This window comes from Polynucleobacter sp. UK-FUSCHL-C3 (assembly GCF_040409815.1).
Classification (GTDB): domain Bacteria; phylum Pseudomonadota; class Gammaproteobacteria; order Burkholderiales; family Burkholderiaceae; genus Polynucleobacter.
This window is the reverse complement of the sequence record NZ_CP099959.1, coordinates 382,678-407,472: the sequence shown is the minus strand read 5'-3', so window position 1 is coordinate 407,472 and position 24,795 is coordinate 382,678. Positions and strand designations below refer to the sequence as shown.

Sequence of the window (24,795 nt, the reverse complement as noted above, 5' to 3'; positions counted from 1 at the left end):
CAATATAGTTGCTGGGTATAAGATTAAATATAATCTTCAGGGATTAAAGCCAGCGATATTTTCGATGATAGCTATCAACTCTATCTAGTACAAATCTTTTAGAATCCTTAAAAGAAGACCATGCATTAGGAATAATATCATAGTCGAGCTTAATATCTTTAACACCAAATCGAATTGCGTTTCCACCACGTAAAATTAATTCATACTCAGGCATAGTGAGACGATATCTCTGTTTTAGGCCAGCAGCAATTGACATGCTACGTAATTTTTCTTGTGCACCAGCTGCGACTACTCCACTGAAAAATTCAGAGCAACAACCTGAACCATATGAAAAAAGACCGACTCGCTTTGGAGTAGTAAAGATTCCGGTTTCAATAATCCCAGCTAGCGCAAGCAAAACAGATGCTCCAGCAGTATTTCCGACTTGCTGTCCAAATATCATACTACCGCTAACTCTTTTTATGAAATCTGTTTCAATCTCTGATGGAGATGCTCGACATATTTTTCTCATTAACTGACGATGCGCACCTTTGACCATACCCCCAAATGGAGTATGAAAGCATAAGTAAGAGAAAGATTCTTTCAAATCCGCGCCCTCTACTCGAATAGCATAATCTTTATAAGCATGCTCGCAACAATCAAGATATGCCATTAAAGATAAATCTGCATCCCCTGATTCCGTATCAGGACCCGGCCTACAAGTATCCATCACCTCAAATGCATGATTACCATAAGCGCCTGGATCAATGCGAAAAATATGTGGTTTATCGCTCAGCAAGATCGCAACAGCTCCAGCCCCTGATGTCGGCTCTGAATATGCCCACTCTTGAATTGCATTGGCATCTGCAAGCGCAAAACGAGATACATCAGTAGCAATTACAAGTGCTTTTGCCCCTGGTGAAGTGCCTGATAAAAGAAAGTTAATAGCCATTTGCATCCCGGCTGTCCCGGAATAACAAGCTTGCTTGATTTCAAATAATCTACAACTAGGTTTCAACCCTAAATAATGGTGGATATAAGTACTAATTGATTTACCAAAATCTATTCCTGATTCAGTGCAAGTAATAACCATCTCAATTCTTGCAAAATCCTCTTCAGATAGCTGACTGACGATAGGAAATGCGGCATTAACGGCAAAGCTGACTGGATCCTCATATGGCATTGCAACAGTCTTCTCTTTGATCATTAAATTTTCGAACCTACTGGGCTCAAGGCCACGATAAGCGCAAAGTTCCAAAGCATCTACATAGGCACCACCCCCATAAACATTCATAGCTTCAATACCGACAGCCTTAATAGAGCTATTCATCAATTAATCCTTAAGCGCACCGGTAGTGTTTTAAGTCCACGAGCATTTAGGCGATCAAGACGCCAAATAGGCTCCCCTGATAGCTCAATTTGAGGAAATTGTTTAAGAATTTTATTAAAAGCAATTTCACTCTCAAGGTGCGCAAGAGGCGCCCCGATACAAATATGGATTCCTGCACCATAAGTAAAATGTGGATTTGGTTTCCGTTGAATATCCAATATATCTGCTTGGTTAAATCGTAGGGGATCTCTATTAATTGCCCCAACCATTCCAATTACCATAGAACCAGTAGGAATAGTGATACCGTTCAATTCAAAATCTTCAATAGCTATGCGTAAAATCATATTCCCCCCAGGCTCATAACGAAGGAACTCATCAATAGCAGTTTCAATTAATATTGGATCAGATATTAATAAATTACGTTGATCTGAATGGCGTAATAGAGCTAACATACCATTTCCGATGAGTGTAACTGTAGTTTCATGCCCCGCAACAAGCATAGACATCAAATTTGTCAAAGTTTCCTGTTCATTCATAAATCCATTTTCAAACGCTGAAATGACTGAATTCATTAGAGTATTCTGATGACTAGCACGATAGTATTTAATATGGTCACGCAAATAATATTTAAACTCCCTCAATGCAAGCAAGGCTTCAACTTTTTGTTCTTGCATCATCATAACATCGCCAATTTTGATCAATGAAGCGCTCCAACGCTGCATATCTTGATCCATATCAGCAGGAATTTCTAAGAGATTACGCAATACTCTTAAAGGTAAAGGTGCTGCAAAATTATCAATTAAATCAATATCATTTGTTGCTGCAAGTTGCTCTAATAATAGATCTGTCTCACGCTCGATCATAGGTCTGATGGATGCAACTGCGCTTGGTTTAAAAGCCTGTTGATATACTGAGCGCATTCTGCCATGATCAGGCTCATTCATCATAATCATTTGCGATTGAAATTCACTAAATAATTCATATGACGTTGGATCCGATACTTTATTATCAGGATTAAACCAGCCATCGCGCCATAGTCGAGTATCCCGCCCCATCTTTGATGAACGCGCAATCAATCCAAATTCATGATGACCCAGCACGAAGTAAATACCAGTCTTTTTATCTAAATGTATAGGGCCTAACTTTTGTAATTCTTTAAGCTGTGGATATGGATTTTCCAAATAATTTTTATTTGCTATCAGACTCCACCAATCAATATCTTCACGCTCTAAAAAACGGGACATCACTTGCCCCAATCATTATGAAAACAGGATTTATCTATCGCCATCAAAGTTTGAGAGAGCACTCGTTGATTCCGTCTAGAACGTATCATTATTATTTACTTCCATTTATCAATAGAAAAGTCAACTGTTAATAAATCGGTACTTAAAAGTGCAACTAAAACATCTAAGTGACTTGCTTCTAACATTGAGTAGTGGTGACCAGGTAAGGCATGCATAGTCAGACCAGAGCGAATTAATTCACCCCAACCTAGTGTTAAGTCTTGAGGCTGGTGGTCGCTTGCATAAAATAACGTTACTTGACCGTGATATGGCTTTGGAAGATAGCGACGTAAATGATCACTTAAGGTCACTTCATATTTAGACCGAGGATGTTCTAGATAAAAATGTTTATTTGGATTTATTAGGATCTGATTAGATACATTATCTTTAAATTCCAACTCTAATTTTTCTATTAAAGAAGGTGTATAACTGTCAATTAATGCGAGCATTTGAACCTGTTGTCCAGCAGCCTTTAATTGTTGCGCAATTTCATATGCGATCACACCACCCAAGGACCAGCCACCTAATTGATAGGGCCCACTTGGCTGAACCTGGCGGATCAATGCAACGTAGCTTTCAGCTATATGTTCAATATTAATAAAACGAGAGCTTTCGTTAAGCTCAATATAGCGCAATCCATAAATAGATCGTTTACCCCCAAGTGCGCGTGCTAAAGGAACATAGCAAAGCACATCGCCACCAATAGGATGTATTAAGAATAAGGGGACCATATTAGGCTCCCCTTCTGCCAACAAGACCAGTGGTGAATCTAAATCATAATTTGATACTCGACCTTGTCGTAGTAATTGAGCCTGTGCAAGAAAAGTTGATGCACGCAATAGTGCACTTGTCTCAAGCGTTTGGTCAAATTCAGAGGAAATGGCTGCTAAAAGTCTAATGGCCATTAAAGAATTGCCACCTTCAACAAAAAAATCAGAATGAACATCTAATACTTCTTTACCAAGTATTTCAAACCATAGTTTTGCTAACCGTATTTCTGTTTCATCGCTTGGTTGATAAATTTCATTTTTTAATTCCTGAACTTCACTAGTTTTGCTCAGAATAAAATCACGATCAAGCTTACCGCTGTTATTCAAGGGTAATTTGTCACATACCACATAGGAAGCGGGACACATAATTGTGGGCAAACGTTCAGACATAAAAATATCGAGCTCTTCTCGATCAAATTTTTCCGTACCTGGAACAATACAAGCATGGAGAATTTGTTCGCCATTTTCCGATAGAGTCGAAAAAACTGCGGCTTCTAGCATTCCAAACTCACGTAATACTGCCTCTATTTCGCTTAGTTCAACTCTAAATCCTCGAATTTTAATTTGGTGATCTACTCTGCCATGAAAGGAAATAATGCCATTGCCGCCTTTTACATGACTGGCAAGATCACCCGTGCGATATAAAAGACTATCAGAAGAATCATTAAACTTAATAAGCTCAACTGGGCAAGGTATAAATCTATCGTGATTCAAAGAAGAACGGCGATGATATGAGTTAGCAAGACGTACGCCGCCAATATGCAACTCCCCAATAACACCCTCAGGTACAAGGTTTCCATCCCTATCCAAAATGACTATAAAACCGCCTGGCAAAGGTTTTCCAATAGGTATAGAGGTGTCAAATTTTTGTAAATCTACCTCATGAATACTGCTCGTTATGGTAGCCTCGGTTGGACCGTATGCATTTAACAAACGGGTACCTACAAAAGGACCGGAACGTAAAAGATCAATTATGGATGGGGAGAGTACCTCGCCCCCGACTATTAAAAGTCGTGGAAAATGCCTGGGTGCTCTTTTAGGATCATTCTTCCAAGCTTGTAATACTTCTCGTAAGTATGCGGGAGGTAAATCAGCTACGCTTACTAAATGAGCATCAAGAATAGCACTAAATTCATTAGGGGACCATAGATCGCCTTCCCGTATTAGCAAGCTTGCACCACAAGTTAACGATGCAAAAATTTGCTCCAGGGAAGTATCAACATGATGAGCGGCAAATTGCAAGACTACATCAGTATTAGAAAGATCATAGCAAGCTATAGCAGCTCGGCAATGTGTCGAAATAGACCGATGACTAATCAGAACGCCTTTTGGTTGACCCGTCGTACCAGAAGTGTAAATCATATATGCAGCACTATTTGGAGGAATGTCTATTGACAGTAACTTTTCCAAGGACATATGATTGGCGGCATCAATCAGGCCATCAATATTTAGAATTGTGCAATTCTTACTGTCCAATTGTGCAATTCGTATATTTGTTTTACGATCAACTACTACAAAACATCTTCCAACATCATCTAATATAGTTCTTAGTCTTTGAATTGGGCAATCCACTTCTAACGGAATCCATATTCCACCATTTTTAAGAATAGCCAGTAAAAGAACAATGCTTGTAATGCCACGCTCTATCGATACAACAACTGGCATGCCTAAGCGCATACCACTAGCTCGTAGATATTGGGCTAATTGATTGGAGCGTACATGTAGCTCTTGGTAGGATAAGGATTGCTTTCCACATATGAGTGCAATTGCATCTGGATTTAATTGGGCTTGTAGATCAACTAACTCGTGAACCAGACTATCCTCAACACCAGCACTATTCTCAATGCCACTAAAGCTCACCAATAAACTTTTCTCGGATTGTCGAAGCATTTCCAATTTACTCAAAGTCTTTTCTGGATTGATGCTCATTTCATTGATTAAATTGACATAATGATTAAGTAAATTATTAATAGTAGAAATAGTAAATTGATTTGGATCGTAATTAACTAAAATACGTAATTCATCGCCCTCTTCAAACAAATCAAATCCTAACAATGCATCACTACCTTGGCGGATTTCAGGTATATGTGTGACTAAAGATCGGCCAATTGCTTGAGGGCTACCCTGGAATTCGTTATCTGTAAAATTCTGATAGGCATAACTTACTTGATATAAAAGATCAATGGAGCTTCTATTCAGTTCACGTACTACTGCCACATGTGGATATAACGAGTGATCTAGTCCATTAGTCACTATAACTTGTAATTTTTCAAGAAAATTACGAACCGTTTGAGACCCAGTAAGAGCACTTCTGATCGATATCATATTTGCAAAATAGCCAATTGTATTTTCGAATCGACTATCAGGCCTTGCCATAGTAGGCATGCCAATCAATATGTCATTTTGCCCAGTATATCGATACAGTAAAACCTTAAGCGCCCCCAAAAAGAAGACAGAATCATTAATTCCAAGTTTACGAGTACATTTTTTAATCTCTGAAAGTGATTGGCTATCAAGTAAAAATTCAGTTGAAAGGGATGTGGATGAGTCAATTGGTTTAGCAGTTTTATCAAAGGGTAACTGTAGTTTTTCAACCCCACCTCTCAGATTATCTTTCCAATACTTAATATGAATCTCGCCATCTTTGGAATTCAATAGCTCGCGCTCATATTGAAAAAATAGAGAATAGTTAGATTGAGGAACCGGCAAAGGAAGCTGTATTCCACTAGCAAAACAGTCATAGGCATCCCAAAAATTACGGGCAAGTATAACTGCCGATAGTCCATCAAAAATAATATGGTGAACTACAATGAGCAAAATATCTTTGCTACCCCTCAACAGCTCAAAACGAGCTGGCGTAGAGTTAGGTGTAAATGTGAAAGGCTCTAAAGCCCTTTTTTTTGCAAAATAAACGGGGTCAATGTCATCGGGAATTGGAACTATATTCAAAGGATTTGAAATTACTTTCGGAACCATGGCAGGATAACCACTGGACTGATCTATGTGAATAGTCAGTATTGGGAAACATTTAAATATATATGCGCAGGTATCCTTTAAAGCCTGCAAATTCAAATCTTCTACATGAAATGTAAGGGGAACATTATATGCACTAGTATTGGGATACAGCCTCTGTAATGCCCATAGACCACTCTGACCTAAAGTAAGAGGTGTATTGATACTATGGTCTTGTTGGGCCCATTTTTCATCAGTCTTCTGAATAATGAGCCCATCCTTACTAACAACTCGCTGTGAAATTAGTGCAGCTAATTCTTTCGGTGATCCATTTTTTTCAACATCCAGATGGGTTATTGAAATTTTCATTTCATTCATAACGGTATAGATAAGACGCGTTACAAACATTGAATCTGCGCCTTGAGAGCGCATCGATTCATAATCATTTATCAACCTATTATCTAGCCTTAGTTGATCGACCATTTGTGCGCGAATGATTTTCAAAGCCTGACTAATAGGATCTTCTGAGAAAATCTGAGTTTTTATTTCTTCATTTGGTTCATCTACTCTTAATGCTATAGATTCATTATTAATCCAGTAAGAATCCAAACAAAATGGATAGCTAGGTAATTCTATAGGTAGAAATTTTTCTTTATCATCAAATTTATTTAAGGATGGGGTTAATAAAGGATGTACATCCTGTAGACCCCACACTTTCAATTGCTCAACTAAGTCTTGGTAACTACTCGCAATAATAGATGTTACAAAAAATAGTCTTTCACGATGCATTGATAAAGTTTGCGCTAATTTCTTCAAACTTATATGAGGATGCCGTACCAAATGTTCATAAACTTGACTAATCACCAATGGAAGTCGATCCATTCTGTGAGTAGAGAATATAAATTCATAGGATTCTTCAGGGATTGAATCTACATCCTTATTGACCTCCATTCCGGGGGCCTCTTCAAGAATTAAATGTACATTCGTTCCACCAGCTCCGAAAGCACTAATTGTTGCGCGCAGTGGTGTAACTATTCCATCAATTTCTTTTCTTTTCCATTGTGAAAGTTCAGCCTGAGGTATAAAGGGAGAACCTTTAAAAAGAATATTTGGATTTAGTGTTGTCTTACGAATAGACGGAACAAGAATTTGATTTTCAAGTTGTAATATAACTTTAGTTAATTGAGCGAAACCAGAAGCTGCTTCAGGATGACCAACATTACTTTTGACTGAGCCAATACTACAAAACTCTATATCATTAGTAAATAAACGAAATGCTTCAGTCAAAGCACGGAACTCAATAGCGTCGCCTAAAGGTGAACCATTTGCAGCAGCTTCTACATAGCCTATAGTTCTTGGATCAACACCACAATTCACAAAATTTTCACTAATTAAACGTGTTTGTAAATGAGCATTGGGAACTCCGTAACCGCCTGAATGGCCTCCATGATTAGTGGCACTGCCACGAATTATGGCCAGAATTCGATCGCCGTCACGCAAAGCATCGGTCAAAGGCTTGAGTAAAACAGCGCCTACTCCTTCTGAAGGCAGATAGCCGTCTCCATCAGCAAAGCTACGACATTCTTGATGGCTTCCTAATAATCCTGCCTTACTCAGCCCAAGATATTTATTTGGGTGAATGGTTAAATTTACACCTCCCGCAATTGCTAAGCGGCATTCTCCTTGTCTCAAACTTTGACAAGCCTGGTGAATTGCCATCAAACCAGAAGAACACATAGTATCAATTGCAATACTGGGCCCCTGGAGATCATAGAAGCTAGAAATTCTATTAGCCATAGAAGCATAAGAAGATAATGAAACCATCACACTACTCTCTGAATCAGCATCAAGTGAATGGTATTGCTGATACATAGCTCCTACAAAAACTCCGACCCGTGAATCATAATGTTTACTTAAAAAATCTCTCGTATAACCTGCGCGCTCTAAAAGGTGCCAGCTAGTCTGAAGTAATAATCGTTCCTGAGGATCCATAAGTGCCGCATCTCTTGGATTAATTCCGAAAAATTCAGGATCAAAACATTTAATATTATTAAGAAAGCCTCCCCACTTGCAATTAGTAGCGCCTGGTTTTCCCTTAAGCTCGGAATATATAGCCTGATGATCCCAGCGATCAGGCGGCACTTCAGTAATACCATCACCTCCATTGCGCAACATTTCCCAAAATTCTTCAACTGAATCTGCTCCAGGATATTGACCCGCAACTGAAATGATTGCTATTCCATCCTTACTAATGTCAATTGGGGTAGGAGATAACGTAGTAATAGTATCTGCAATGATAGGCTCCTCAAGAGAAGCCATATTTGTAGCTAAGATAACTTGTAAAGGCTCAAGATGGCTTTTGAGTAAAGCATTAGCCAGTAAAGTAATTTTGGGATACTCGAATAAAAGAGTGCTGGGCAGGCTACCGAGATCAGTTGCTATCGCCTCAATAATTTGAAGCGCAAGGACTGAATCAATTCCATATCTATCTATTGGATCATTGTGATCTAAACGATCTAGGGGCAAATGCAATACATCACTAAAATATTTTGCCAAATAAATACAGGTCTTTTCATGCAGATCTATCATGGAAATACTGGCTGATACCTCGCCCTCCAAAATGTCTTTATTGGATACATCAATAGTCTTCTGTATTTCGTGAGAAAGCATCAATGGCATCATCCATTGACGTATCAAATCATGGTTGCCGTCAAGAACAAGTACTTGAGGTTCATGCGCTTCAAATGAAGCCCATAGAGATCTCATTGCAATGTTAGTCGCTAGTGGGACTACACCTAAATTTTTCTGAATTGAGTTTAGAGCATTAATATCAATACGCATACCGCCATCATTCCAGTATGGCCAATTAATAGATAGTGTTAATCCATAGCGCTCTCCGCGGCTTACTTGTTCATAACGCAATAAAGCAAAAGAATCCATAAATCCATTGGCAGCTGCATAATCAGCCTGACCTGGATTGCCAAGGGCTCCAGAAACCGAAGAGAACAGTAAGAAAAAATCAAGCTCGCATTGGGCAGTAGCACTATCGATATTAAATAGTCCTTGCACTTTTGGAGCAAGAACATCTTTTATATCATCTATGTTTTTACGAATTAGAAATTTATCCCGCGTAATACCAGCAGCATGAAAAATACCATTGAGGCGTCCAAAAGAAGTTGTCAAGTGCTGGATAAGCGCGTGGACATCATCTAAATTGGTAACATCTATTTGCTTATGAATTACCTTGCATGGTAACGCAGCGATACGCTCGCTCTCTTCAACACTCAAAGCAGAACGGCTCACGATATATAGTATTGGATTGTTTACTGAAGCAGAAATATTCTCTGCAACATGCAATGCAACACCGCCTGTTCCTCCTGTAATGAGGTACACCCCATTATCTTTTAATAACTCTTTTCTAAAAGTTTCAGTCTGCCTGGGTTGGTACTCACGCCATACTTGAATTTGACGGTTACCGCCAACGTAACGTATAAGTGCATCGTCTGTTGATTGCTCTCGCTTTAAAATAGACGCCAAGTCTCTGGTGAGATCTGTGAGTCCTATTAGCTGACAACGGAAACGAGAATGCTCGAGCTGTACCGTGCGCAATAAGCCACTCAGCCCTTGAAAAATTAAACGCTCTCCATCCAGCGGTACAACTAATTGTAAAAGAGTATTTACTTGATCTTGTTTGAGAATATTCTGAATAAGGACTATTAATTGCTCTGAATAAGAGGTGTAGCGTTCCCAAATTTTAGAAAAATTAGATTCAAGAACGATAGTTTCTACATCTCCTAATTGTTGTTGATAGCCTCTAGAAATATCCTTATTAAAATCACAAATTACTATAATGGTACGACCATTATTTAAATTTATATTCGGGCTTCGTATCGCTTCAGCCAAACTCCAATGAGGTACAAATAGAAGCGCAGAATTCTCTTTAATTGAATTCTCTACAAGATGAGCCCTCTTCGTATTCTGGGACGAAATATCCTCAGAGGCTATATTAGGAATCCAGTAACGCTCTCGAGAAAATGGATAAGTTGGCAAACTAATTTTATGTGGCGGTTCTCCGGGACGCTGTAAATTTAACCAATTTGCTTTACCAGTCTTCGCCCATTGCTCAGCAAGCTTACGTTCAACACTATCAATTCTTCTATTATCCTCAATGATAGATAGCTGTTCAGCTCTGAAGTTGGAGCTGCAGTAAATATCGATTAGATCTAACTTATTTGCAAGTATGTTTTTAAGTTTATGCGCCAGATCTACGCGACTGGACGCTACAATGACAACGCGGTATTCAAATGTCACACGGCCATTTTGCAAGGTGCATGCTATAGAAGGTAATTCAGAATCCTTAAATTGATCTAAAACTTCAACATAGCGTACTAATAGTTGCGTTAATCTCTCTGGATCTCTAGCCGAAAATGGAAAGACACCGGGGCTTGTAATTGTAAATAGATCGTTAAATTTAAACTCTTGTGGATCAACATATTCTTGAATAATGAAGTGGGCATTTGAGCCCCCTGCCCCAAATGAGGATAGCCCTGCAATGCGGGGCAACTCAATCGAACCTTGTGATGTTTCACGAGATTTTCTAGGCCATTCATTCAGATGCTGCTGGACTATAAATGGAGATGTTGAAAAATTTATGGCAGGATTAAGGATATCAGCATGAATAGAGGGAGCTAATTTACGATTCTTTATTTGTAATAAGATCTTAGTGAGCCCCGCAATGCCTGCTGCACTTTCGCAATGCCCAATATTAGACTTTACTGAACCTAATGCACAAAATTGATGGATATTTGTATCTTGCTGATATGCCTTAGATAAAGCGGCAATCTCAATTGGGTCTCCAAGAATGGTTCCAGTACCATGTGCTTCAAGATAGGTGACATCACCTGCTTGTAAGCCAGAACGAGCTAATGCATTTGAAATGACAGATGTTTGCGCATGAGGATTTGGAACTGAATAGCCATTAGTCTTACCCCCATGATTAATAGCTGTTGATTTGATAACTCCATAAATATGATCCCCATCCGCAATTGCCTTATCAATAGGTTTAAGTAGTACCGCACCTACTCCTTCACCTGGAACATATCCATCACCACCTTTACCAAAACTTTCGCATCGTCCCTTACTTGAAGTAAAACGTCCCTGACCAAGGGCTAAATACTTATTTTGATGCAGGCTTAAATTTACTCCACCAGCAAGAGCTACTTCACAGCTACCTGAGTACAAGCTCTCACATGCCAGGTGAATACTGGTTAATGATGAGGAACACATTGTGTCAATGGCCATACTTGGACCATGAAAATTAAAGAAATAAGAAACACGATTGGCAATTGATGCCGCACTACTAGAAAGTGCGATAGGGTGTCCTTTTTGCGTCTGTTCTACGCCATATAACTGATATTCCTGATACATAACCCCAACAAATACACCTACTTTTCCACCTGCAAAGGGAGCTAATTCAGGAGCAATATTTTCAGGAGTGTAGCCTGCATCCTCAATCGTTTCCCAAGCGCATTGGAGGAAAAGGCGCTCTTGTGGATCAATGAATTCGGCTTCTCGTGGAGACATGTTAAAAAATAGAGGATCAAAGCAATCAGCATCCTCAATAAAACCACCCCACTTACTATTACTTTTTCCAGGTTTTCCACGTACAGGATCATATAAGGAAGAATGATCCCATCTCTCAATAGGGATTTGACTAATAGAGTCAATCCCAGCAGCTAAATTTTCCCAAAACTGTGTTAAGTTATTTGCACCAGGATACCGACCGGCTAAACCAATGATAGCCACATCCATTGATTTAGCCAAAGGCGCTAAAACCAGCTCTCGAGAAGCTGGCTCCGGATCAGTTGAGCTTTGCTGACTTAAAGTAGCTGTAGGTTCACTCTTAGGATTTTGATGTTGCTCTTGTTTCAGTTTTTGAACTGGTATTTCTGTAGACCCCAATAAATCAAGTAATTTTAAGGTATGCAGTTTTATAAAATAGTCCGCGACTGCATCAAGCGTCTGACATTCAAAGAAAATTGTTTTAGACAATATTCCAAAATCTTTTTCTAAGCGATCTGTCAGACTCATAATCATCATTGAATCTATTCCGTAAGAATCTAGCGATAAATTTGGCTCAATTTCCCCCTGTCGAATTCCAGTCTCAGCAGAAAATAGATTCTTGAAGTACCCAATTACTCGTTCGCGATCAATTGATTCAAATTTTGAAGAGTTAGTAGATGCTTGCGTCAAGGGAGAAACGAATAAGTCTGACTTAACCATTCGAAATGTAAAACCTTCGATACTTATACAAACCCTACCTTGTTGATCAAGCAAGTCAATATCTAGCTTTCGGATAGATCCATTAGATGGTAAAGCTCGAACGTGTACCCACATCTCAGTGGTTGTCGGACTCAGAAGTATCAATCTATCAATTGCGAAAGGGAGGGCTAGTTCTTGATTATTTGAGGCAGTAAATATAGCCAAACATGATTGAAAGGCGCTATCTAATACAGAAGGATGGATATAAAAGCTTTCTCCACCATAAGCAGGTGAAATAAAAAGCTCAGATGGTAATTGCAAGTTAGCCAATAACTCCTCGTGACCTATCCAAATATTGGAAATGGATCGCATAGTCGGGCCATAGTGAATACCTAATTCACTCAATTGCTCATATATGTCATCTACATTTAGCGCTAATTCACAACGAGCTTTGAGCAACGGTAAGTCGTGTACCGCTTGCGCTGAATTAGAATTTTCATGAAATCTAATAGCACCTTGAAGATAAATAGTACTCAGTTCTGAATTTTTATCTTCATGCTTTAGGGTAAATTTATTTACTTGTTCCGATTGTTCCTCAAATAAAACTTCGATATTAGTTGCTTTGGAGTCAACCCTCAGCGGACTTCTCCAAACAATGTGTCTAAATTCTAAATGTGGATTTGAATGATCAATAGCAGGCCGGTCTTTATGCTTCATATAAAAATCGTAAGCCATACGAATGATTTCTAAACTCATCGCACCGGGTAAGATAGAATGGCCTTTTACTAAGTGATCGCGTAAATAGAATTGATCGTTATTCAGTTCAAACCCAATAGTATTACTATCTTTAATAAATTCCATCATTGGAACTGCATTAAGCATAGAAAGCTTAAATGTTTCCTCAATTTTGGACCGGGAAAAAGAACTCTTGTACTCAGTATGAGCAAAACAATATGTGGGAAGGTGAACGCGAAGACGCTTTCCATCATCTACCCACTTTACATCTTCATATGCTAACCATCGTGCTGCAATGGAAGTAGAAGAAACTAACCAAGTATTCTGTATGCTTGAGAGTGCTGCATCCGTCTGAGTAATAAACTCAAGTAGACTTGACTGTAGTTGCTCTATAGACTCAACTTCAAAAGCAATACGGCACTTCATATGCTCGCGTCCAAATTGCAAAGTAAAGGCAATATCAAGCAAGGGAATATCTTTAAAATCTCCTAAGGAAATGGCGTTATATAGTGCTTGCGCCTGTTCACGAAGACTTGCTTCATTTTTTGCAGATAAGGGAATAATTACTGGGTCAATAGATTGAGCAAAAGATCGTTTGCATGGGAGATACTCCTCTAAAATAAGATGAGCGTTGACACCTCCAAAACCAAAGCTACTAACGCCAGCACGTCTAGGCACAATATTATTTTCTTGATCATTTATTAAAGTCCAGGGCTGATTCTTTCGGACTATATAAAATGGACTATTCTCTAGTGAAATGTACGGATTTTGGGTCTCACAATGCAAGCTAGCAACTAATGTTTGATGCTGCATTTGCTTGAGCACTTTAATGACGCCAGCTACCCCCGCAGCTAATTCAAGATGACCAATATTACTTTTTACTGAGCCAAGACCACATACACCATTTAAGTTATCTGCACCCATAGAGTGGAAGGCCTGTTTAAGTGCGTTAACTTCAACAGGGTCACCAATAGCTGTACCAGTTCCATGTGTCTCAATATAGGTCACAGTACTGGGATCTATTCCAGACTGACGATATCCAGACCTAATAAGATCTGCTTGTGCTTTAGTATTTGGAGCTGTAAGGGAGTTAGCGCGGCCACCATGGTTAATTGAACTACCACGCACTACCCCATAAATTGCATCTCGATCTCGCTCTGCCTGTGATAGGCGCTTTATTACCAAAAGGCCGGCACCCTCTCCACGTACATAACCATTCGCTAAATCTGAAAATGGTTGACATCTGCCATCTGGAGATAACATGCCAGCTTTTGAAAAATTAACATGGCCCTCAGGAGTAACAATACTATTAATACCACCGACGATTGCTAGCTCACATTCTCCATCTCGTATTGCTTGAATACCTCTGTGTATTGCAACCAATGAACTAGAGCATGCAGTTTCTACAGGCTCACTTGGCCCATGCCAGTCAAAGTAATAACTTACCCGGTTAGGGCCCATAGAGACCACAGATCCAGTGGCAATATAACCGCTTTGATCAAAAGTATTCTCTGCTGCATAGCCACTGGATGCGGTCCCTACGAATAATCCTATGGGGCGGCCAGATAAGCTAAGGGGGTTATACCCAGCATCTTCAATTGCTTTCCAGGCGTGTTGCAGCAACTGACGCTGCTGTGGATCCATAGAGGCAGCTTCGCGAGGAGATATTCCAAAAAATAGAGCATCAAACTCGAAAATCCCATCCGCAAAACCACCCCAACGAATATTCGTTTTACCAGTTTCTAATTTAGGATTTCCATAAATTGCTCTCCAATCCCACCGATCAGAAGGAATTTCACTAATGCAGTCTCGACCTTCATATAGATTTTTCCAGAATTCATTACCATCTTTTGCCATTGGAAAGCAGCAACTAATACCTATGATTGCAATTGACTCACCGCGTAAATCATTATTATTTTTTAAAATCAGAGGAATCTCAGAAATATTTTGAGATTCAATACCAACCTTAGCAGAAGCAATCCAATTTATATCTAAGTTAGCATTGTTTAAAACATGCAATGCATCTGAATTCTCTATCTCAAGCAATGAACTGATAACTATCTCATCTGAGATATGTCTTGCTAAGCTTTCTAATGTTGAAAATTCAAAAAAGTCGGCTGGAGTAAGATTCAAACTAAGCTGTTCATTTGCACGTGATGCAAAGACCGTCATCATAATAGAATCGAAACCATACTCACCTAAATCAACATCTGGATCAAGGGATTCCAGATTAACTTCCAACACCTCAGCAGCAATTTTTGAAAGTGCACTTAATGCGCTTAAGTTAGACTTTACTGTTTTAATAGTCTCTGAATTTTCGCTATCTTGTATTTTTATCTTGCTGCGTGTTTCTTTAAAATCTAGAGATCTAACCATAAAACCTTCGATTCTGATACAGACTTGCCCTTTGTCGTTACAAAGATCAATCGAATATGACGCATTCTCAGAAGAGGATTCGCCATCTTTCCAAAGAACTGCCCAGGCAGTTTTTCCAATAGATTTCAATACAACTAATCTTTTTACCGAAAATGGTAATGCTCGCTCGACTAATAAATCAGGCATTAGGCCAATTAATGATTGAAATGCACCATCAAGCAATGCAGGATGCATAGCATATTCATTAGTAAAAATTTCATCAGGTACAACTAAATATGCTATGGCATTTGTAGTGGAAGTTCTTAACTCATGAATAATGCGTAAACGAGGACCATAACTGATACCTACAGAGGAAAATGTCTTATAACATTCTTCAACATTTACCGAACGGCCAGCAGATAATTTAAGAGAATGAATATCATATTCTGGAATAGAATCAGGAATATGGTTAAGTAATCTGCCAATGCCTATGCTACAGAGTTGACTCTCATTCTCGCCTTCATTGCTAATTTTATAATTTATTCCGCCTGTACTTGGCGATGAACTAAATTCGATAGCTACCTGTAATCCATTGCTTGAACCAACCATTGGCTGGAGCCATGTATGCCCAGTTAATTGTATAGCTTTTCCACGACCATATATATTTTGAAGTGCTGTGTACACCATCGAAAGAAATACAGCTCCACATACAACTGGCCTTCCCCCAACAATGTGATCTTGTAAAAAGAATTCATCGCCATTAAATGTACTTATATATCGATGATGATCATGCTTAGATGCGTTTTTTTGCAAGAGAATAGAAGAATCTTCTTCAGGAATTTTCTCATCATCTATCCAGCAACGTATATTTTCAAATGGGTACCCAGGTAAGACAACGCGTCGTAAAGCATTTTGACCTTCCTGTTGATAAAATATTTTTCGCCAATCTATTGAAAAGCCCTGCGTCCATAATCTAAGCAATAACTCATGCTTACCTCTATGAGGAAGGCTTGCTATTGCATCATTTACCTGCTGATCCTCTTCAAGCATGTCAAGTGTCACATGATTAGGCTTAACACGACCAATATATAGACCTGCCTCAGACCTCCCCTCAATATATTTATCTAGGAATCTACGCACCTGATCTATCGACTCAGCCATAAAACCCATGCGATATTCCATAGGATCGCGCGCAATCTGTAAAGAATACGCAAGTGAAGAAAGCTCTGTTTGATCAGTCAACATATTAGATATCTGTTGAGCGCAAGAATGTAACTGCTTAGCAGTTTTAGCAGATAAAACTATTATTACAGGCTGTATATTGGCAACACTTTTTTGCACACTTCCTTTGTAACCTTCAAGCACTACATGCGCATTGCTTCCACCAAAACCAAAGCTACTGACTCCTGCCCGCAATGGTAATTTTTCTCCATTCAAATCTAGAGGGCACCATATTTTATTTTCAACTACAACTTCAAAACGACTATCAGATAACTTTAGGTATGGATTAAGCTTTTCGCAATGCAAAGTCTTAACAATCGTTCTATGTTGCATCTGTAAGACAGTTTTTATTAATCCTGCTATTCCAGCAGCAATTTCGAGATGACCTATGTTTGACTTCACTGATCCTATGTTGCATACAATTTCGGGTTGATCTACATATTGATTTTTTGTCTCTCGGTTTAAATCCGAGAATGCAGATATCAATGCTTCCACCTCAATCGGGTCCCCTAGTGGGGTACCAGTTCCGTGCATTTCAATATAACTAACCGTACGTGGATCAAACCCAGCTTGTAGGTATACCCTGCGGATTAAGTCTGCCTGTGCCTTAGGATTTGGGGCAGTCAAGGAGCTTGCGTGACCGCCATGATTTTCCTGCGTTGCCCGAATGACAGCATAAATTTTATCTCCGTCCCGCTCTGCATCTTCAAGCCGCTTCAAATAAATTAGGCCTGCACCCTCACCCCGGCCATAACCATCTGCTGCATCTGAAAATGGCTTAGATCGTCCATCCGGGGCGAGCATTCCAGCCTTTGCAAATCCAATGAATGTATCGGGCAGTAAAAGTGTATTTATTCCTCCAGCAATTGCTGTATCACAACTACCTCGAACTATTGATTCAACTGCTCGATGAACTGCTACTAAGGCACTAGAACAAGCAGTTTCAACAGCCTCACTGGGGCCCTGTAGATTAAAGAAATAACTAATGCGATTTGGGCCAAGGGATGGTGCTAGTCCAGTCATTGAAAATGCTTCAATGTCAGCTCCAGCTCTCGCTAATAGTTGACCATACCCGGTATCCGCAATACCAATAAAAACACCAGTTTTAGTTCCAGATAAACTTGATGGAGCATATCCCGCATCTTCAATAACGCGCCAAGCTTGGGTCAACAGTATTCTCTGCTGAGGATCCATTGCATGAGACTCACGGGGGGAAATATTAAAGAAGGCTGGATCAAAATCTGCGATGCCATCCAAAAAACCGCCCCATTTAACATTAGTTCGACCTACGTCGACCTTTGGATCACCCCAATATTTACGCCAATCCCATCGATCAATTGGAATTTCATCAATACAGTCTCTGCCATTGAGGAGATTGTCCCAGTAACTGGCAAGATCATGAGACTTAGGGAAGACACCACTCATTCCAATGATGGCAACAGCAGATTCAGTCTTTGACTCTTCTAAAAATTTATCTTGAATCGAATTACCTACAGGTAAAGCAGGCCTTAGTAAAGATTGGTCGTGCGCTATTGCACTCTCTTTGATTTTTTCATTCTTTGCTGGGGTATGTGATAACTTTTGGTCAAGTGATATTTTGAAAAAAGTTGCAATTTTTGCTGCATGAGATTTTATTAAGGTAGAACAAAGTTGTGCAATTGTGGGAGCTTCGAAAAATAATACAGGAGTTATGTCAAGATTTAGAGATTCATTCAGCTTATTAGAAAATTGTGTAAAGCTAATTGAATCAAATCCATACTCAGTTAATTCAACATCAAGCCCAAGTTCATCTTCCTCTACTTTTAGTAAAGTACTAATACAGTTCATTAAAAATAATTTTAGATGACCAGATATTTTTTGCTCAATATCTCTATCAAAAATAGGACTACCATTTTTGATTGAATCATTAGTAAATCGAGCAGGAGCACCATACTCAAGCCCTTTAATAAAATCAGTAATTCGCTTGGAATCACCGGCAGTAACCATAACTTGACAAGCTTCAGACGCAAGTGATTTATAAACTGCAGCAAACCCATCGTTACTATTCAGCGGAGATAAGCCAGTACTCTGCTTCATGAATTTTTGGATTGCCGGATCCATCTTCATACCACCATCAACCCATAATGGCCAATCTATAGATAAGGTACGCCCAAACCTTTCACCTTGTTTTCTTGCTATTTCGCGCCTATGTGCAAATATATCAAGATAAGCATTGGCTGCAGCATAATCTGCTTGACCGTGGTTACCAAAAACGCCAGATAACGAAGCAAACATGACAAAGAAATCGAGAGCACTATTTCCAATAGCGCGATCAAGGTTTTCTACACCATTCACTTTGGGACTAAAGACTTTGCGTAATTCTTCAGGGGACTTTACTGCAATCGAAGAATCTTGTAACACCCCTGCCAAATGGAAAACGCCATTTAGCTGCCCATAATCACGATAAATACTTTTGACCAAATCATTAACTTCGTTAGCATCAGAAACATCAACCTGTCGGTATATGATTTCAAGCCTCTCTGATGAAGTAACAAAAATCCAGTCCCTCAAAGCAGAATTCATCTCTGAACTGCCTACTAGAATAACTTTTCCTACATCAATATTCATAGTAATTTCTGCTGCGAGACTCTTTCCTAACGCGCCTGCCCCTCCAGTAATTAAGTAAATACCGCCTGATCGCCATGGTTTAACTGATATTTCATCGGGTCTAATAAACCCAATAGAGCGCCAACTTTTTACTTCAGCCTCATTGCCTCCGTATCGCCAACAAGGGCGTTGAGGTTCTGAAGCAGATGTCTTTAAATGTGATGCAATAGAGTTAATATCCGATGTGGTATCCAAGCTAATTACTTGGAAAGAAAGCCATGGATATTCAAGAGATACACTTTGCAAGAAGCTGGATAAGGCCTCCAAGGATAGAGAAGAACTTACTGCTGGAAAAACCAGCTGAATTAGCTTAGGTGAAGTTGATTTCGGCAATGCTTTAGTCAGGACTTGTAATTGCTTTAATATGCACTCAGCATAAAAAGCAAACTTTACGTCATGACTATTTTCCACACACTTAGGGAGAGAGATGCATTTCCAACTTGTTAGTTTTGAATTTAAGGTAATAGCATCTATCTCATCAATATCAGAAAGCCAAACAATGATTTCATCAAAATTGTCTTCTTCTAATTTTGCGCTATTTGAAAGATAGTATTTCGACCAATAAGGTTCAAATAACTGAGTCTGATTTGAAACATCTGACTCATAGGTACGCGTAGCAAAACCTAGCAAAAGCATAGTTAATGAACCTTGTTCATCCATCAATGTAAGATCTAGCGTACGTACCCTATTATTAGAACTCTCCACTTGAGAATTTTTAATATGAACCCACATATTTCTTGAGCATTCCCCAAGCAGACGAATACTTTCAATAGCGAACGGTAATGCTGCCAACTCCTTGCTTTCACCTTTATCGTCTAATGTCATTCCTACTGCAGCTTGGAATGCACCATCCAAAAGACTCGGGTGCAACCCAAAGGCTTCAGGAAAGCCTGGCAAGTGGGGAGGAAGATGTAATTTGGCTAATACCTGAGGATTGCCATTTTCATCTTTTGCAACGGCTAAGGACTCAATTGCCTGATGACCAGGTCCATAATTGATCCCAAGAGTCTTAAAGGTGCTATAGATATCATCAGCAGAAAATGTCCGCGGATTCATATCATAGAACTTTTGAATACTTTGGACTGGATAAATACCTGCCTTAATTTGAATAGAAACTGAATCTGGGGCACCATCCTTAGTAATGCGAGCTTGGGCATAAACGTTAGAAACACCATCATTATCTACACTACTTACCTCAATGCGGACTGGCAGGTCATCGCTATCAATCACTTTTGTTAAACGCACTACACATGGTCCTTTAACCTTAAGAGGCTTTAGCCATACAACTTGCCCTATGTGGAATGAGGTTCCAAAATATTGTGTTGCAGCGATACGAATTAATTCCAGATAAAGAACTCCAGGCATAACTGGTTCATTACCGATGCAATGATCTACGATAAAAAATTCTGCGCCCGTTAAATCAATCTCTAGAATATTTTCATCAATTTTACGCAGTAAAAAAGAGGAGTTATTATTGTTATTAACAGTTTTGATGAGTGGATTAGGGCCTTCTTGCTCAAGCCAAAATCTTTTTCCCTCAAAGGGATAAGTTGGTAGCCATATTCTTTTGCGTTCGCCAATAAGGGAAAGAGAGGGCCATTGAATAGGCCCGCCAAGCACCCACTGAGAAGCTACTTCTCGGGCAGTTCCGGCAATCTCTTTTATGCCACTAGTTTTGCGATTAACAACGCCTTCGAGAGCTTGCGAACTATCTCCATCTAAATAGGCATTCAATTGGCTAATAAGATCAAAGCCATCTTGAACAATGAAAGCCAGGCGATAGCGCATTGAGTCTCTTCCAACCTGGAGGGTAAAAGCAATATCAGCTAATTGATCATCACTTATCTCATTAAAACCTGTCAAATGTACTTGTAAATTTTTTACTATTTTGTTGAGTGCTGACTCAGTTCTAGCAGAAAGTGGAACAATATAGGGCTTGTTCATATTAGATGAGTGGCCGACATAGTCTTCTTGAGGGGCTCTGTATTCCTCAAGCACTATGTGCGCATTTGCACCACCCGCCCCAAACGAGCTCAATCCAGCTCTCCTGGGAACTTCCAATCCATCAATGATGGGGCGATCCCATTTTCGAGGTTTATCAAGCAGATAGAATGGACTATTTAATAAATCAATTAATTGATTTGGTTTCGAACAGTGTAAGCTTTGATACATTAATCCATGCTTCATCGATAATAGAATTTTAATTATTCCAGCGACGCCTGCCGCTGTTTCAGCATGACCTATATTGGACTTCACTGATCCAATTCCGCAGTGCGGAATTATTGGACTTTTATACCCATGTTCACGATACAGTTCCTCAAAAGATTTTTTTAAACCATCTATTTCAATAGGATCACCTAAAGAGGTTCCTGTACCATGACATTCAATCATCGATATTGAACGGGGATCAAAGCCGGCTTGACGATGAGCCTCAACTATCAATTGAGCCTGTGCCTTTGCGTTTGGAGCAGTTAATGAAGTAGCGCTTCCGCCATGATTTTCAGAGGATCCTCTAATAACTCCCAATATAGAATCGCCATCTCGCTCTGCATAATCAAGACGCTTAAGTAGTATTGCTCCCACTCCATCTGCACGTGCATAACCATTCGCATCCTCTGAAAATGTTTTACATCTTCCATCAATACTGAGCATGCCTACTTTAGAAAACATAATGTGTTGATCCGGCGTCAAAATAAGATTTGAACCGCCTGCAATTGCCATCTCACAACCTTCATGACGAATACTCATTACTGCTCGATGAATAGCTACTAGAGAGCTAGAACATGCAGTATCAATCACTTGACTTGGACCACTTATATCAAGCATATAAGAAAGACGATTCGGGCAAAAAACATGCCCAAGCCCTGTCATCTGCATAGCATCCATTAATCCACTGCGATTAACTAAATTGGTGTAATCCTGTAAATTAATACCAAGAAAAATTCCGATCTTTTTTCCGGATAGGGAGGAAGGGGCATAACCAGCACCTTCTATCAAATTCCATACACATTCTATAAATACTCGATGTTGGGGATCTATTAACTCTGCCTCCTTGGGGGAGATAGAGAAAAAAGATGCATCAAAATGATCATGCCCTGGTATGAAACCACCGAACTTAACATCAGTGAAGGCCCCTTTTTTAGGGTCACCATCGACGCTCTTCCAGTTCCAACGGTCTGGTGGAATTTCTTCAATGCAATCATCTCCGTTACGTAGATGTTGCTCAAAAGTATGCAAATTAGTGCTTTTAGAAAACTTTCCTTCCATTGAAATTATTGCTATAGGCATTGAAGCAAGCTTAGAAGCTTTTTTATCACCCTCTTGCGAATTCAAGGAACTTGAGAGATCATTAGATTGAATATTTTTACTATTAATAGCACGATGACGACTCAACCATTTAGCCGCGCTAGAATTATCAATAATGCCATCAGTAGTAGCGCTATCAGCTGGTGCGCCAGTACCTATAGTATTAAGCTGCAATTTGTCTGTAAAATTATTTTTTACGTAATGCGCTTCAATCTCTTTGCTATAACGGGAACTCAAAATAGCTATAAGCTCTTCATAGTTTTTTGCTTCAAAAAAAGTTGTAGGGGCAATAGAGACTTTTAAAAATCTTGAAATTTGAACCATTAGTTCTGTAATAGCAATTGAATCAACGCCATAGCTAGATAAACTTACTGTAGGATCTATTTGACTCAAAGGCATCTTTAAAACTTTTGAGACAATACTTAAAATATCGCTCTCAAGGCGCTGTGTATTAATGTTCTCCGGCTGCGTTACATCAAATCCAACTGGTGAATTATTAGTTTTTAAAACTTGGGAATAGATATTTGCCAGAATACGGAGCTCCTGATCAATTAAATCAGACATCTTTGACTCTAATGATCCATTTAAGTTGGATGCCTCCAACTTGGATTGATCTTGACTATTTGTCATAATTAGACTCTTGCACTTTCAGACACTTCATCTAGCATATCTCTGTACTTACGCATTTGTGAAAGTAACTTCCAAAGATCGGCTTCCCATAAATGTCGATGTGAATTCACAAAGTAATTTTGTCCAATATCAGGCACATCATTTCGTTTTGCATTTAGAAATTTCTTTAACCCATCAGTTTGACCAAAATAAGCACGCGTATAACTCACAACATAAGAGCCCTGCGTCTTCAAACCATCACCAAGACCACCAGCTGCATTAATGAAACCCATAAATAAGAGATTATCCAGATTGCGCGGAGTTGAATGCAAGAATAAATCTGGAATAGCAGAAGACCATTCTAGTAAAGCAGAATCAATAAAAGGAAAATCTCTGTCGTAACCTGTCGCATAGATCACTACATCTACCTCTTCCTTGGAGCCATCCTTAAACCATATTTGCTTATCGTCAAATCGAGAAACTTCCCCTTTCGAGACAATATCCCCATGTCCAATGTAGTAAAGAATTTGAGAATTCATAATGGGGTGTGCGGCATCTAGTGGATAGTCTGGTCGCAAAAGTCCATAGTCTTGGCCATCAAAACCAGCCAAACGGAATACCTGCTCAATATAGGCTAAAGTTTCTGCTTTGCTAGAAAATTTACCCCCCAATTCCATCATCCACTGTGGAGTTGGTTTGCCCCCAATAAACTTTGGTTGATAATAATAGCCACGACGAGTACTATGAAAAACTGCACTGCCGTGATGTACTGCGTCTACGGCAATATCGCAACCTGAATTTCCCGCTCCAATTACTAGGACTCTCTTTTGCTTGAGCTGATTTGGAGACTTATATTGACAAGTATGAAATATATCGCCGCTAAATTTACCGGGGATAGCAAAATCCGGATATCGCGGTTTACGTTGTAATCCATTACAAATAACAACTAATCCATATATTTCTTTTTTTCCATTTTCAGTAATAATTTGCCAGTTTCCATCCATTGGCTTAAGTGATATTACTCGAGAGTTAAAATAGGTATGATCATATATCCCATAATGAAGAGCATATGCACGAATATATTCAAGCATCTTGTCATGCCGTGGATATTGGGCATAGCTTTCAGGCATTGGGAAATCAGGTATTTGCGTATTAAATTTTGGTGATATCAAATGTAAACTTGGGTAGGTTCTCCCACACTCAGCCGAGCTATTCCATACGCCGCCAAAATCATCTTCGGACTCATATAAATCAAAAGTAATCCCTGCCTCTTTAAGTTCGCGTCCAACTCCTATTCCAGTAGGGCCGCCGCCTATGATTGCTACTTTTTTAAGAATATTCATGGAAT

Annotated in this window: 4 protein-coding genes; all 4 read right to left on the bottom strand. The window is 39.3% G+C overall.

Going from position 1 to position 24,795, the window contains the following annotated elements; translation table 11 throughout:
- Window positions 1–43 precede the first annotated feature (43 nt).
- Window positions 44–1,309, bottom strand: a complete 1,266-nt coding sequence (locus NKE59_RS01875; RefSeq protein ID WP_353439210.1) for a hydroxymethylglutaryl-CoA synthase — start codon at window positions 1,307–1,309, stop codon at window positions 44–46.
- A complete protein-coding gene (locus NKE59_RS01870; protein ID WP_353439209.1) occupies window positions 1,309–2,553 on the bottom strand; it encodes a cytochrome P450 in 1,245 nt (414 codons plus the stop codon). Before NKE59_RS01870 ends, NKE59_RS01875 begins: the two co-directional genes overlap by 1 nt.
- 95 nt (window positions 2,554–2,648) lie before the next feature.
- Window positions 2,649–23,402, bottom strand: coding sequence for an amino acid adenylation domain-containing protein (locus NKE59_RS01865; protein WP_353439208.1), 20,754 nt, complete (start codon window positions 23,400–23,402; stop codon window positions 2,649–2,651).
- A gap of 68 nt (window positions 23,403–23,470) precedes the next feature.
- A complete protein-coding gene (locus NKE59_RS01860; RefSeq protein WP_353439207.1) occupies window positions 23,471–24,790 on the bottom strand; it encodes an NAD(P)-binding domain-containing protein in 1,320 nt (439 codons plus the stop codon).
- Between the last annotated feature and the right edge of the window lie 5 nt (window positions 24,791–24,795).

What these genes read in the sequence shown, in the direction of transcription:
- NKE59_RS01875 (WP_353439210.1), bottom strand. Translation starts at nt 1,309, where the DNA reads ATGAATAGCTCTATTAAGGCTGTCGGTATTGAAGCTATGAATGTTTAT.
- NKE59_RS01870 (WP_353439209.1), bottom strand. Translation starts at nt 2,553, where the DNA reads ATGTCCCGTTTTTTAGAGCGTGAAGATATTGATTGGTGGAGTCTGATA.
- NKE59_RS01860 (WP_353439207.1), bottom strand. Translation starts at nt 24,790, where the DNA reads ATGAATATTCTTAAAAAAGTAGCAATCATAGGCGGCGGCCCTACTGGA.
- NKE59_RS01865 (WP_353439208.1), bottom strand. Translation starts at nt 23,402, where the DNA reads ATGTCTGATTTAATTGATCAGGAGCTCCGTATTCTGGCAAATATCTAT.